15 protein-coding genes are annotated in these 13,181 nt (G+C 70.6%); 9 read left to right on the top strand and 6 right to left on the bottom strand.

Going from position 1 to position 13,181, the window contains the following annotated elements; all coding sequences use genetic code 11:
- The 5 genes from R6V09_RS30660 to R6V09_RS30640 form a co-directional block, all read left to right on the top strand.
- Positions 1–233: hypothetical protein (locus R6V09_RS30660; RefSeq protein ID WP_317884707.1), on the top strand; the 233-nt coding region annotated here is incomplete at its 5' end.
- Between the two features lie 228 nt (positions 234–461).
- The gene (locus tag R6V09_RS30655) at positions 462–2,417 is read left to right on the top strand and encodes a WD40 repeat domain-containing protein (RefSeq protein ID WP_317884706.1); all 1,956 of its coding nucleotides are present in this window, start codon (positions 462–464) and stop codon (positions 2,415–2,417) included.
- Between the two features lie 127 nt (positions 2,418–2,544).
- Positions 2,545–3,285, top strand: a complete 741-nt coding sequence (locus R6V09_RS30650; RefSeq protein WP_317884705.1) for a VOC family protein — start codon at positions 2,545–2,547, stop codon at positions 3,283–3,285.
- Positions 3,286–3,364: 79 nt separating this feature from the next.
- The gene (locus tag R6V09_RS30645) at positions 3,365–4,105 is read left to right on the top strand and encodes a DUF6193 family natural product biosynthesis protein (RefSeq protein ID WP_317884704.1); all 741 of its coding nucleotides are present in this window, start codon (positions 3,365–3,367) and stop codon (positions 4,103–4,105) included.
- 68 nt (positions 4,106–4,173) lie between these two features.
- Positions 4,174–4,812 carry a TMEM175 family protein gene (locus R6V09_RS30640; protein WP_317884703.1) on the top strand — a complete coding sequence of 213 codons (639 nt, stop codon included), beginning with the start codon at positions 4,174–4,176 and terminating at the stop codon, positions 4,810–4,812.
- A 13-nt stretch (positions 4,813–4,825) separates the two neighbouring features.
- Here R6V09_RS30640 and R6V09_RS30635 read toward each other — a convergent pair whose 3' ends face one another.
- Positions 4,826–5,302 (bottom strand): hypothetical protein, encoded by a 477-nt coding sequence (locus R6V09_RS30635; RefSeq protein WP_442810181.1) that lies wholly within the window; start codon positions 5,300–5,302, stop codon positions 4,826–4,828.
- A gap of 46 nt (positions 5,303–5,348) precedes the next feature.
- Positions 5,349–6,551, bottom strand: coding sequence for a DUF6745 domain-containing protein (locus R6V09_RS30630; protein WP_317884701.1), 1,203 nt, complete (start codon positions 6,549–6,551; stop codon positions 5,349–5,351).
- A gap of 155 nt (positions 6,552–6,706) precedes the next feature.
- Between R6V09_RS30630 and R6V09_RS30625 the strand changes: the two genes are divergently transcribed.
- Together R6V09_RS30625 and R6V09_RS30620 are read left to right on the top strand one after the other, a co-directional pair.
- Positions 6,707–7,159 (top strand): MerR family transcriptional regulator, encoded by a 453-nt coding sequence (locus R6V09_RS30625; RefSeq protein WP_317884700.1) that lies wholly within the window; start codon positions 6,707–6,709, stop codon positions 7,157–7,159.
- A complete protein-coding gene (locus tag R6V09_RS30620) occupies positions 7,156–7,605 on the top strand; it encodes a carboxymuconolactone decarboxylase family protein (RefSeq protein WP_317884699.1) in 450 nt (149 codons plus the stop codon). Before R6V09_RS30625 ends, R6V09_RS30620 begins: the two co-directional genes overlap by 4 nt.
- Here R6V09_RS30620 and R6V09_RS30615 read toward each other — a convergent pair.
- Positions 7,592–10,078 carry an alpha-L-arabinofuranosidase C-terminal domain-containing protein gene (locus R6V09_RS30615; RefSeq protein WP_317884698.1) on the bottom strand — a complete coding sequence of 829 codons (2,487 nt, stop codon included), beginning with the start codon at positions 10,076–10,078 and terminating at the stop codon, positions 7,592–7,594. The two genes, R6V09_RS30620 and R6V09_RS30615, sit on opposite strands and share 14 nt — an antisense overlap.
- A 151-nt stretch (positions 10,079–10,229) precedes the next feature.
- On the opposite strand from R6V09_RS30615, the gene R6V09_RS30610 reads away from it, so the two are divergent.
- Together R6V09_RS30610 and R6V09_RS30605 are read left to right on the top strand one after the other, a co-directional pair.
- Positions 10,230–10,481, top strand: a complete 252-nt coding sequence (locus tag R6V09_RS30610) for a hypothetical protein (protein ID WP_317884697.1) — start codon at positions 10,230–10,232, stop codon at positions 10,479–10,481.
- A gap of 2 nt (positions 10,482–10,483) precedes the next feature.
- Positions 10,484–10,927 carry a DUF6314 family protein gene (locus R6V09_RS30605; protein WP_317884696.1) on the top strand — a complete coding sequence of 148 codons (444 nt, stop codon included), beginning with the start codon at positions 10,484–10,486 and terminating at the stop codon, positions 10,925–10,927.
- A gap of 208 nt (positions 10,928–11,135) precedes the next feature.
- On the opposite strand, the gene R6V09_RS30600 is transcribed toward R6V09_RS30605, so the two are convergent.
- The 3 genes from R6V09_RS30600 to R6V09_RS30590 all read right to left on the bottom strand — a co-directional run.
- Positions 11,136–11,729, bottom strand: coding sequence for a histidine phosphatase family protein (locus R6V09_RS30600; protein WP_317884695.1), 594 nt, complete (start codon positions 11,727–11,729; stop codon positions 11,136–11,138).
- A gap of 104 nt (positions 11,730–11,833) precedes the next feature.
- Positions 11,834–12,271, bottom strand: a complete 438-nt coding sequence (locus R6V09_RS30595; protein ID WP_317884694.1) for a GNAT family N-acetyltransferase — start codon at positions 12,269–12,271, stop codon at positions 11,834–11,836.
- Between the two features lie 130 nt (positions 12,272–12,401).
- The coding region (locus R6V09_RS30590) for an aminotransferase-like domain-containing protein (protein ID WP_317884693.1) at positions 12,402–13,181 on the bottom strand (780 nt) is incomplete at its 5' end.

The raw sequence follows: 13,181 nt of genomic DNA, 5'->3' as shown, positions 1-13,181 counted from the left end.
ACGGCGACCCGGGGCGGGCCGAGGCACTGGCCCACTCGATCGCCTACCGCGCGACGCGAGCCCGCGCGCTGGCCGCCCTCGTGGAGGTGTCCGGGCCGTCCCACGCTCGCAGGCTTGCCGCACAGGCCGTGGTCCTCGACGGCTGGGACGTCGTCCTGCCGGTCCTGGAGCCGATCGTGCCTCGCTCGGTGGCAGTTGTCGTCGATCAGATGATGGCCCGCGACGGGTTGTGACGTTCTGCCTTCTGCCGAGCCACATGTCGCTTCAACTTGCTTACGCACCGGCCGAGTTGCCGGAATCGGCGGGCTGCCGGACCTTCAACTCCTGCTGCCACCACTGCCACTACTGCCACCGCTGATTGCGAGGCTTACTCCATGATTCCCAAACTGCCTTTGCACAGCCCTCGTTGGCGTGACCTCGACGGAGTGACGGCTGAGGAGGTAGCGGTACTTCTGGAGCAGATGACCTCCACCGCTGCAGCCGGCACAGCCATCGAGACCGGCGAAGGCTGGAGGCAGACCTGGACCCGCCTGGCAGGAGGCCTGCTGGACGACGGGACCGTCTTCGACGGGGCCTACGCGGCCCTGCCGTATCTCGTCGAGGCGGCAGCGGCCCTGCCGCCGGGACGGACCGTGGATTTCTGGGTGGACCTGGGATGCATCGTGACCGCGGAGGACAGGCGCCCCGTCCCGGCCGATCTCGCGGCGGGATTCGACGCCGGGCTTCGTCTGGCCGAGCAGGCGGCCGTACGCAGCCTCCTCGCCGCCGACGTTCCGCCCGAGGCCTGCTTCTCCCTCGCGCTGTCCTGTGTCGCCCTCGCCGGTCACCACATCGGCACAGCCCTGTGGTCTCTCCAACCCCAGGAGGGATACCTGCAGTTGTTGTGTCCCGGCTGCGGGAGCGACACCGAGATCCTCGACTTCTTCGTGGACCCGGTGCGTCCGCCTCTCGATGCTCCCAGGCCGGCTGATCCTGTCCGTGTCCGTCAGGGGCAACACCCGTGGGGCGAGGTCGCCGCCGCATTGCGCGAGGAGGCCCTGGGGGAAGGGTGGGAGCCCTTCCTGCAGGTGGCACGCGGAGTCGCGGCGGCCGGAACACCCCCCGAGACACCGGGGTCGGCCGTCCTGTGCCTGGTCGCCGGCATCGTCGCGGCCAGGAGCACCCCGCAGCCGGCCGGGAGGGAACTGGCCCGCGAACTGATGTTGCTCACCGGGTACTTCCGCTGCTGGGACTGCGAACGGCCCTGGACGATCGCCGACGGCCTGGCGGAGAACCCGGACGGCGCGCACCCCCAGAACCACCCGGGGGCGGAGTCGACGGCTGCCGACGACTCGGCCTCCACGGTGACGTCGACGGCGGCCGGCCCGACGGCCGAATTGGCCACCCGCCTCCGACAGGACGGGACGGCCCTGCTCACGGGCGACGGCACGTCGTGGGGTCGTGTATCGGTGTTCTCCGATCCCGCGCCGCTTTCCACCGGGGGCGTCAACTCACTGACGGTCGTGGCCCGTCCTGGTCGGCCGACGCTCGTCGCCGGCGCGGGAGACCAGGGCGCGGTCCGCCTGTGGAATCCGGTCGACGGCCTACTCGTCCAGGACCCGCTGACAGGACATGCCGACCGAATCCGCTCGATGACGGCCCTGCCCCTGCCCGAAGGCCGGATCCTGCTGGCGACCGGAGGCGAAACAGGGACGATCACCCTGTGGGATCCGGACACCGGCCGGCCGGTCCGCGAACCGGTCGGTGATCGGCTCGGCGAGGTGATCGGGATGTGTGCCGCGACCGTCCCCGATGGCCGGACCCTGCTCGTCACCGCCACCTCGCGAGGCGCGGTCCGGTTGTGGGATCCAGCCACTGGCGAGGCTGTCGGCCGCCTCAACCCCTATGGCAGTCCGATCCGGTCGATCGCCGCCGTCCCGGTCTCCGCCGGCCACACGCTGCTCGCGGCCGCGGACACCGGGGGCCGCATCCACGTGTGGGATCCGGCCGTCGAGGACTCCTGGGAACGAGGCGCGGCCGTACCGCTGAGCAAACGCGCCCTCAGCGATGCCGACCACCGGGCGACGGCCGTGGCGGCTGTGCCGACACCGGACCGCACCCTGCTGGCCACCGGAGACGACCGCGGCGTGGTCCTGCTGTGGGACCTTACGACCGGTGACCCGGTCGGCGACGGCCTGCCCTCCTCGACTGGCACCGCCGGCCTTCCGGTCATGGCCGCCACCATGCTGGACGACGGGCGCTCCGTCCTGGTCACCGGCAGCGAACTGAGGCGCAGCCTGCGCGTATGGGAACCGGACACCGGAACCGTGCGGCACATCGCCCTGGAGGTGGCGCTCACCTCTCTGGCCGCCGCGGGTTCGGACCTGATCGTCGGACACGACCGCGGCGTGCTCGGACTCCCGCTCGCCGTACGGTGAGCGCGGTCGGCCGCAACCCGCCCCACCCCGTCAGGCACCACCTCGGGAACACCGGCCGCCGGCATCACGCAGGCGCGGCCACAGCTCTCCACGGCGCTCGGCCACACGGGTGCCTAGGATCGCCGGCATGACGCTGCGACCTGTTCTGGTGAACATCAAGGCCGTCGACGACTCCGCCGTCGGCCGGTTCTGGGCGGAGGCGCTCGGCTGGCGCGTCTCCAGTCAGGGACCTGGGGCGACCGCCGCCAAACCCGCCGGCTTCGACTGGCTGGACCCGGTCGGTGTCTGCGTCGACGTCATCGCCGTCCCGGAACCGAAGACGGCGACGAAGAACCGCGTACACCTCGATCTCGCCACCACCTCCGCCGCCCACCAGGCGGAGCTGATCGCGCGCCTCCGCTCGCTCGGCGCGACGCCCGTCGACGTGGGCCAGGGCGAGGTGCCGTGGACGGTCCTCGCGGATCCGGAGGGCAACGAGTTCTGCGTGCTGGAGCCCAGGGAGATCTACCGGGACACCGGGCCGATCGCCGCCGTGGTGATCGACTGCGTGGATCCGCGGGCCATGGCCAGGTTCTGGGGCGAGGCGACGGACTGGACCCTGCACGAGGTGAGCGACGACCACGCGACGTTCCGCTCCGCCAAGGGCGACGGCCCGTATTTCGAGTTCCTCCGCACACCCGGCGTGAAGACCGTGCCGGACCGCGTCCATCTCGACCTGCTGCGGTACCCGAGTGACGATCAGGAGGCGGAGGTGACCCGGCTGCGGGCCCTCGGTGCCACCGACCTCGACGTCGGCCAGGGCGATGTCCCGTGGAGATGCCTGTCCGACCCGGAGGGCCACGAATTCTGCGTCCTGGCCCGCTCCTGACGCAGAACCCCGGTGTCGGCCCGGTGCGTGCGCCCAATCGGCATCCGGAGCGCGCACGGCTCGGGCACAATCGGGAGCCGTGCCCACACCTCCCGCTCCCTCCGTCCTGTACCCCGATGTCGCGACCCATGGCAGCCTCGCCGCAGCGCTCCGGGACACGGCGGACGGCCGTCTCGACGCCGTTCCCGTCAGTTCCCCGGACGGCACTCCGCTGATGCACGCGACTGTCGGCACCACCCTTCCGCATCGCGAGTCGTTGTGGGTCAGCGCACTGCCGTACGAACGGAAGTGGTCGATCCGCGGCACCGAGTCGTTTCAGCACCTGGCCCTCGTCGACGGCGACACGGACAACCTGGCGGAGGTCGTCGAAGCCGCCCGGGCCTGGCACGACGGGGCGTCGCTGGACGAGATCCGCCGGGCGGCCCCCTTCGTCCACCTGACCGGCCGGTTCGAGGTGCCCGACCGCGATCCCGCACGCCTGACGGAGTCCGAGTGGCAGCACCTGCGCCGCGAGGCGGACGAGCTGGAGGACCCGTGGCGGGGGCCGCAGCTGCTCCTGGCCGAGACGGCGTACGCCGAGCCGGCGCTGCGTGCCCTCTACCCGTTCAGGAGTCACTGGGTGCTGCGCTTCGCGACCGACACCCGCCCCAGCCTGATCGTCGTCGGACCGTCCCTGTTCGCGCACAACGACGGCACGTTCGGGGTGGGCCGGAGTTTCATGGACAGCGATCTGGGCCGGTTCGCCACAGCGCACGAGGCCGTGGCAGAGGCCGTCCGCCATCTGCCGTCCGGCCTCGGCCCGGTCGCGCTCGGCGGTTGACGTCACACGACGGACGCCCTCCCGCCCCACGCGCCGCGGGCGGAGCGCGACGCCCTACCCTCATCGCCATGACGGAGCCCGTGGCCAAGCCCCACCCGACCGAGAACGACCCCAGCGCGACCCGCCTGCTCGCCCTGTCCGACGGCATCTACGCCATCGCGATGACACTGCTCGTCATCGACGTGGCCGTCCCCGCGCACCTGGACGACGCCGGATTCCACAAGGCCCTCGGAGAGGCCCTGCCCAGCATCGGCGCCTTCGCGCTGAGTTTCTCCCTGCTCTCCGGGTTCTGGCGTGACCACCGGCGCATCCTCACCGCGCTGCCCACCGAGACGACCGTGGTCACGCGCCTGATACTGCTGGGTCTCGGCCTGGTCGCCCTGCTGCCCTTCCCCACCGGGCTGCTGGCCGAGTACGCCTCCCATCCCGAAGCCGTCGCCCTCTACGCGGGTGCCATGACCGCGATCCACGGGGTGCACGTGGCCCTGCTGCTGCTCACACAACGCCAGGTGCACCCCTCGCCCGAGTCACCGGCCGCGGTGGCCCGGCGCCGCTTCACCGCCCAACTCGCCACCAGCGCGCTGGTCTTCGCCCTGTCCATCCCGCTGGCCTACGTCAACACGACGGCGGCCATGTGTTTCTGGATCACCCTCGTGCCCACCCACTACCTCATCGGCCACTACTGGCACCGGCTCCCGCGACCGTGAGGCACCCGCGGTCTCAGTCGGCGATCATCCGGTTGCCCAGGTTCCCGAACCGACCGATGCGCTCGGTGTCGCGCTCACGCTGTCGTCGCACGACGTACCGGCCGGGCGCGATTCCCGTGCCGCCGTGCTCGGGGTGGATGAGGTAGGCGACCGCCGAGGTCTCGATCATGCCGAGGGCCAGGCCCATGGTGTCGCGGACGTTCGGGTTCCAACGGCAGGTGCCGGGGTCGGCGACCAGGGTGTGCGGATTGCCGCCGGCCGCGCTCCGCAGCAGCTCGATGCCCGCGGCGGGCACCTCCCGCCAGGCCGCGGTCAGCAGGGTGACCGCGCGGGCGACGAACGCGTACGGGACGACGATCAGGTCGCCCTGCGCCTGGAGGCCGTCGACGACAGGGATGGCGACCTCGCGCTCCAGGTGGTCGAGGACGTCGAGACCGGAGCGGCGGGTCAGGTCGGCGAGAGTTGTCGGGGCGGATGTGGTCACGGGCATGAACATGGGCATCACCTCGGGTACTTGAAGGAGTGCGGGCAGGGGTTCAGGTGCGGCGGGCGAGCCGCGCGTAGTGCTCGCCGGACAGGCCGTACGTCCAGCCCGCCGCCGCCACCGGGTCGTCGAAGTGCGCCGGCACGCTAAGTCCGTAGCGGCGGTGGCTGCCGTCGGGTTCGGTGGAGCCGTTGACGACGAGCAGGAGACGGGCCGGGCGGCGCCACAGCTCGCGCGGGACGTCGTAGAGGTGGAGTTCGGAACCGGGGTTGCCGGGGTCGCCGGCGGCGGCGATGTGCCGGAGCCGGGCCTGCGCGATGTAGGTGCCCCAGCCGATGCGTTCGATGGCGCTGCGGCGGACCTCTACGTTGCGTTCGGCGTGGATGCGCTCGACGGTCGGGTCGGTCACCACCCAGGTCGGGACATGGGTGCCGTGCAGGACATGGACCTGGGTGCCGTCGGCGAAGCGGACGGCGGGGCCTTCGTCCCGGTGCAGTCGTACTTCGCCGTACAGGGCGTCGGGGAGGGGCTCGGTGTGGATCTCGGTGGGGCGCTCCGCCATCACGCAGCGACCCCCGCCGGGCCACCACCAGCCGGTGGAGCGCGCCAACTCGGCGAGCAGGGCGAGCAGTTCGGCATCGGGGCGGCGGTACGCGGCCAGGCCGAGACGGGCGTACACCTCGTAGTGGCCGATCCAGTGGGCGTCGTGCTGCCCGTACCAGGTCATGCCGTCCGTGCCGCCCGTCGTGGGCATCAACTCGGCGCGTATGGGGGCGCGTACGCAGTTGTGCAGGGTGGTGTGCAGCGCGTCGTGGGCGACGATGTCGACGACACGCGACGCGGACGCCCCTGCGGCCAGGGCCCGTTCGGCGGTGATGGGGAACGGCGGCCACAGGGAGTTCCAGGTCGCGGCATGGCCGATGGCGTGGTCGAGACTGTGGCGCAGGTCCTGCACGAGGTTGGCCAGTAGCGCCGCCACCGGCCAGTCCTCCGGATACCGGGGCAGGTTGGCGCCCTGGAAGCGGACGGGTGGGAAGGTGTGCGGGTCGTCGTGGACGAGCGACAGGGCCGCGGCGGGCGAGGGCGCCCAGACGAACTCCGGGGCCGGGGCGTCGATCAGTCGGTACAGGGCGGCGACGGCCGCTTCGGCCGCGGGCCGGTCGGCGGGACGCGCCGCCAGACCGTGTGCTCGCCATTCGTCGCTCAGCCGTTGGACCGACGCGACACGGTGGGCTCCCTCATGGAGAGCTGACACAGGGGTCACCGGAGGACTTCGAGGTCCGCCTTTCGAATCATCATGCCGGGGATCGTGACAGCAACGGCAGCGGAGCGCAACCGGATTGTCCGCCCGCGCGCTGGAACCGCTCCGGGCTTGACCTGGAGCGCGCTCCAGGTTTTACCGTGGTGTTCATGACCAGCGGACAGCCCCTGAAGTCCCGCCCGTCGGACCGGGAACCCACCCTGACCATCGCCCAGGTCGCCGAGCGCACCGGACTCTCGCACGACACGTTGCGCTACTACGAGAAGGCCGGCCTGATCGAGCGGGTCGGCCGGAGCACCGGCAACCAACGGCGGTATCAGACAGCGGACTTGGCCTGGCTGGAGTTTCTGCTGCGACTGCGCGAGACGGGTATGTCGATCGCCGACATGCAGCGGTTCGCCGCGCTCCGGGCGGCGGGGAACGTCACGGTCCCCGACCGGCTGGCGATGCTCCGCGAGCACCGCGCCGAACTCGCCGACCGCATACGGGCGTTGCGCCGCAACGCGACCGTACTGGACAACAAGATCGACCACTACGAACAGCTGCTCCTCGACGAGTTCGAGCACGAGCACGAGCAGCTGGGAACGGACGAGACGACATGAGCGCGAGCACCACCCGTGAAGAGCGGTTCAGCCACGGCCTGGAGGTCCTGAAGCGGGTCGACGGCGAGGCCGGGCAGCGGGTCGTCGACTCGCTCGCCGACATCAACCCCGAACTGGGCCACCAGGTCGTCGCCTGGGCCTTCGGCGAGATCTACGACCGTCCCGGACTCGCCCCGCGCGACCGCCAGTTGGTGACGCTGGGCATGCTCACCGCGCTCGGCGGCTGCGAGGCCCAGCTCGATGTTCATGTGAACGCCGCGCTGAACGTGGGCCTCACGCCCGAGCAGATCGTCGAGGCCCTGACGCACTCCGCGGTGTACTGCGGCATCCCCAAGGCCCTGAACGCGACCTTCGCGGCGAAGAAGGTCTTCGCCGAGCGTGGGCTGCTGCCACTGGGACAGCAGCCCACGCCGGACGCAGCGGACGCGGAAGCTACCTCTGCCTGATCCTGAGGAACGTGACGGAGTTCGCCGGGAAGGTGTAACTGAACTTGTCGGCAACGCCGTTGAGGGTGGACACGACCGGCGCGACCGCCGTGGCCGTCTCACTGTTCACCGCGTCGGGCGCGGCGGCCAGCGTGGTCACCTTCGCCTTGGACGCGACCTTCACGCCGCCCAGGTCGATCGCCGTACGGGCCGCCGAGGACTGGGCGTTGACGACCTTGACGATGAGGTCACCGGTCTTCGTGTCCAAGGTGGCGACCTGGCGGAACGGCTCGGCAGGCTTGTCGTCGGTGAAGCCGCCCCACTCCTGCCCGTCGAGGTACAGGGTGACCTGACGGCCCCGCACCTTGATGTCGACGTCGTAGGCGCGGCCCGTCTCGATGGTCCCCGGCTTGGCGATCAGCGTCGACTTACCGCCGTCCACGGCCTGTTCGACGGCGGTCTGGGTGTTGTTCCAGCCGCCCAGGTTCCACCAGTAGTAGTTGCCGGTGTCCTTGACGCCGAACGCGACCAGGAAGCCTTCTTTCCCTGCCTTCTTCGTCGCCTTCACATGCAGGTCGTAGTCGTGCCAGGCCGGGTCGCCGGCCGACACCATGGTGTTCTCGGCGGCGGTGTCGGTCTGGACGTACTGCCCGTCCTGAAGGCTCCAACTCCCGCCTCCCGTATGGGTCCACTGAGCCGCGTCACCGGAGAAGTCGTCGGAGAGCAGCGCCGAACCGTCCGCCGCCGTCACCTTCACATCGTCGTACGCCGCGCTCGTCGCCCAGGTCGACAGACCGACCGCGCCGGAGATCGGGGCGACAAGTGACGGTGTGCCGGTGGCCGTCGACGGCACCACCCGGCTGCCGACGTTGTTCATGAACAGCTTCTGGACCTCGTAGTTGGCCGAGCCCCAGGAGGCGTGGTTGTTGAACCACACCAGGTCGGGGCGCCACTGTACGTAGTCCTCGTTGGCGAACAGCGGGGCGTACGAGGCGAGTTTGACGACGTCCGCGTTGCGTTCCAGGCCGGTCATGTAGGCGGCCTCGGCGAGGCCGTTCTTGAACGCGTTGCCGCCGGAGGCGTATTCGCCGAGGAAGACCTTCGGGCCGGTGCGGTCGTAGGAGTCGTAGCGGTTGTTGTTCTGCAGGAACCACTGCGGGCTGTTGTAGTAGTGCTCGTCGACCATGTCGACATGCGCGTCCTTGTTGAGCTGCCAGGCCGTGTCGAAGGTCGAACCGCTGTCGTCCGGGCCCGCGTTGGAGATCACGGTCATGTACGGGTACTTGGCCTCGATCGCCGTACGGAACTGCGTGAAGCGGGCGAAGAACTCGGCGGGGAGGTTCTCCTCGTTGCCGACCTCGATGTGGGTGAGGTGGAAGGGCTTGGGGTGGCCCATCTCGGCGCGCAGCCTGCCCCACTTCGACGTCACCGGTCCGTTGGCGAACTCGACGAGATCCAGGGTGTCCTGGATGTGCCGCTCAAGCAGCGCGGGGTCGTCGACGGCCTTGTTCTGGCCGCAGCCGGTCACCAGGGCCGGTACGACGGGCAGCGGCATCGCGCCGATGTCCTCGGCGAGGCGGAAGTACTCGTAGTAGCCGAGGCCGTAACTCTGGTTGTAACCCCAGAAGTTGGAGTTCACGGCGCGTGTCTCGACCGGGCCGACGGTGTCCTTCCACTGGTACGAGCGCTTGCGCTGGTAGCCGGAGGCCGCGCTGTAGTCGTCCATGGAACCGGTGTTGACCAGGCAGCCGCCCGGGAAGCGCACGAAGCCGGGGTGCAGGGCGGCGATCTTCTCGGCGAGGTCCTTGCGCAGGCCGTTCGGCTCGTGCTTGTAGGTGTCGCGGGGGAAGAGGGAGACCATGTCGAGGGCGGTCGCATCCGAGGAGGCGACGGTGAGGCGGCCCGTGGTGCTGGTGCGGGTCGCGGTGAACGTGGCCTTGTACTTGGCCCAGCCGTTCTTCCGCACGGCGACCTGGTGGGCGGTCGCCAGAGTGCCGCCGGTGTCCTGGAGGCTCACATTGAGGGTGGTGCCGCTGTCGGCGCGGGCCCACACCGAGAAGTCGTACTTCTTGCCGTCCTCGACCGGGATGCCGGTGTTGTAGCCGGCGTCGGTGACGGACGAACCGGCCGCCAGGGAGAGATAGTTGCGGTTGGTCTCGTTGAGGCGGCCGGCGTCGTTCACCACCTGGGCCGTACCGGTGACAGTCCAACCGGTCAGCGGGGTGTACGACTTGTTGTCGTCGGTGGAGTACTCGAAGGACCGGTTCTGGACGAGTTCGGCGTACAGACCGCCGTCGGCCGCGCGGTTGATGTCCTCGAAGAAGACCCCGTACATCGTCTTGTCGATCCTGGCGCCCTGTGTGCCCGGGTCGACGGTGATCGCGTAGTCGGTGACGTCGGCGGCGCGGGCGGGGACCGGGACGACGGCCGTCGCCAGCAGGAAAGCGCTTGCCCCTAAGGCAAGTCTCAGGCGGGTGCGGCTGGTGCGTGACATGGATACTCCGCGGCTCGTATCGGATCGTGCGCGATGCCCGAATACATCGTTCGAAATATCAGACATCGGTCAGCACTTCGAACGGCAAGATAGGCAAGGGTCGTGAGCACGTCAATGGGACCGGCGCGAGCGGGGACGTAGGGTCGTGGGCATGTCCGCGCTCTTGCCGTACCTCGCCCTGCTCGGCTTTCTGGCCGCCACGCTGGGGTTCTTCACCTGGCTCGCCCGGCGGATCCGCCGCCGCGGCACCGCCGGGGGTGGCATGAGCGGTGCGCTGGCCGCGTACGAGGAGGCCTTCCGGGCCACGAGTCACGCGTCGCACTACGAGATCCGGGCGCAGGCCGAGCGCAAGGCGCCCACGGACTCGCCGGACGGGTGGCGTCGACGGCGCAGGAAGGGGTGACGGTGGGCGAGTTCCGGCCGGTACCGGATGTGCTGGCGTATCTGTCGGGGAGTTGGCGGGTGCGGCGGTCGGTGCGGGATCTGACGAGCGGGGACGAGGGCGACTTCTCGGGTACGACCGTCTTCGGCGCGCTGGCCGAAGGGGGCCTGCTGCACGCCGAGTCGGGCACCTTCACCTGGCGGGGCGTGGCCCGTCCCGCCGAGCGGACGCTGCGGTTCCTGCCGGGCACGGCGCCCGGTACGGCCGATGTGCGCTTCGGTGACGGAAGGCCCTTCCACGAGCTGGATCTGACGTCGGGACGGTATGTCGCCGACCACCCCTGCTCGGCGGACTTGTACCGGGGCGAGTTCACGGCCCTGGACGCGGATCGGTGGCGGACCGTGTGGCGGGTCGGCGGACCCGCGAAGGACCTGGTGCTCAGCACGGACTACGTGCGCGCGGACTGAACTCGGGCCCCTTTCCCCCGAGTTGACCGGTGACTCACACCGGCCAGGGCCTGTCCGGCGGATCAGGTCGCAGGAAATCGGCGGTGCCTGATCGGCGCCGGTGAGCGGGGCGTGGTGCGTGGTGCGTGCAACTGCAAGGCGGAGGAGGGCGGCGACGCGATGGGGTCCCCCACGCCCCGCGTCTGCGACAGGATCCGCCGGACAGGTCCTAAGCGCGCCTCGACTGAACCGCCGCTCCGTCGAAGCGCAGGTTCCAGCGGCCCGCGCTGCCTGTGACGGTGGTGGTCGACAGGGGGCGCACGTCGAGGTTCCAGTAGGTCGAGGGCGGGGCCTTGAGGGCGTAGACCAACGCGGCCCGGATGACGGAGGGTTCGGCGACGGCGACTATCCAGCCGCCGTCCTCGGCGGGCCGGGTGTCCAGCCAGCCGCCCACCCGGGAGATGAAGGAGAGCAGCGACTCGCCGCCGTGCGGGGTGGAGCGCGGGTCGGCGAGCCAGGCGTCCACCAGTGCCGGTTCGCGGGCCATCGCCTCGCCGAGCGTCAGCCCGCGCCAGCGGCCCATGTCGCAGTCCCGTAGGGCGAGTTGCACCAGCGGGGTGTAGCCGAGACCGTCGCCGGTGGTACGGCTGCGCGGGGTCGGCGAACAGTAGCGCAGCTCCGCCGCCGCCAACGGCAGCAGTACCGGGGCGGCGCGCTGCACCTCGTCCCAGCCCGCCTGGTCCAGCGGCCGGTCGTCCTCGAAGCGCTCCGCGAGCAGCGGGGAGCTGCGCGCGGCGGCGACGAACGTGACCCGAAGTTGCATGCGGCGATCGTGATCCCGCTGAAGTGCGCAGGTCAAGGGGGACCGGATGAGCGTTACTCAGGGTTGGCGAAACCTTACTTCGCAGTCAGGACCAGGCGGACAAGTCACTCGAAATAGAGGGCCATCCACTGGTCGGGCTGCGCCAACGGCTTGAACCCGACCTTCTCGTACACCCCGTGGGCGTCGTGCGTGGCGAGCAGGATCCGGCGCAGTCCGAACGGCCGCAGTTCCTCGCGTACGGCTCCGACGAACGCGGTACCGATGCCCTTGCCGCGCGCCGACGGATCCACGTACACGTCGCACAGCCACGCGAACAACGCCCCGTCGGTCACCACGCGCGCGTACGCCACCTGCTCCCCCGAAGCCGTGTCGTACACCCCGTAGTTCCGCGAGGACTCGACCGCGCGCTCGTGCTGCTCGCGGGGCCGACCCTTCGCCCAGTAGGCGTCGGTGGACAGCCAGCGGTAGGTGCGGTCGAGGTCGACGCGGGCGGTGTCGGCGGAGAACTCATAGCCGTCGGGGAGGCTCGGGATGTCGTTCATGGCGGGAGAATCGCAGGCCAGGAGTGCGGGCGTCGAGTGGTTTTCCCCTGCGGCCCGTTGGGGGCTGGGCGCGCAGTTCCCCGCGCCCCTTCCGGGGCGCGGTTCCCGCACCCGAGTTCGCCGGGCCCGCTCAGCGGACCTCGTCGTAAGCCGCCCTCAGCCGCCGTACGCCCTCCACGATCTCCCCCGTCCCCGCGACCGCCGCGAAGCTCAGCCGGACGTGGGCGGCCGGGGGTTCGGCGCTGAAGTAGGGGCGGCCCGGGGTGAGGGAGACGCCTGCGCGGAGGGCCGCGGTGGTCAGGGACTGCTCCTCCGTGCCGGCGGGGAGGCGGAGCCAGAGGTGGTAGCCGCCGGAGGGGATGTGCGGGAGGGAGAAGTCGGGGAGTTCGAGGTGCAGGGCCGCCGTCATCGTGTCCCGGCGGGTCTTCAACTCGGCCGAGATGGCGCGGAGATGGCGTGGCCAGGCCGGTGAGCCGACGAGTTCGAGGGCCGCTTCCTGGAGCGGGCGGGGGACGAAGAAGGTGTCGACGACCTGGATGGCGCGCAGGCGTTCCAGTACTGGTCCGTGCGCGGCGAGTGCGCTGACCCGGAAGCTGGGCGAGGTGGCCTTGGTGAGCGAGCCGACGTGGACGACGACTCCGTCGGGGTCGTCGGCGGCCAGCGGGGGCGGCAGCGGTCCTGCGTCCTCGTGCACCAGCCGACGTACGAAGTCGTCCTCGATGACGAAGGCGCCCGCGTCGCGGGCGATGCGCAGGATCTCCGGGCGGCGGTCGGGGGCCAGGACGGCGCCGGTCGGGTTCTGGAAGAGGGGCTGGCAGACGAACACCCGGGCGCCGGTCGCGTGGAACGCGTCGGCGAGCAGGGCGGGACGCACCCCGTCCGCGTCGACCGGCACGGGAACCGGGCGCAA

It is taken from the genome of Streptomyces sp. W16, from assembly GCF_033194735.1.
Classification (GTDB): Bacteria; Actinomycetota; Actinomycetes; order Streptomycetales; family Streptomycetaceae; genus Streptomyces.
The sequence above is the reverse complement of the archived record's forward strand: the minus strand, read 5'-3'. Positions and strand labels throughout refer to the sequence as shown.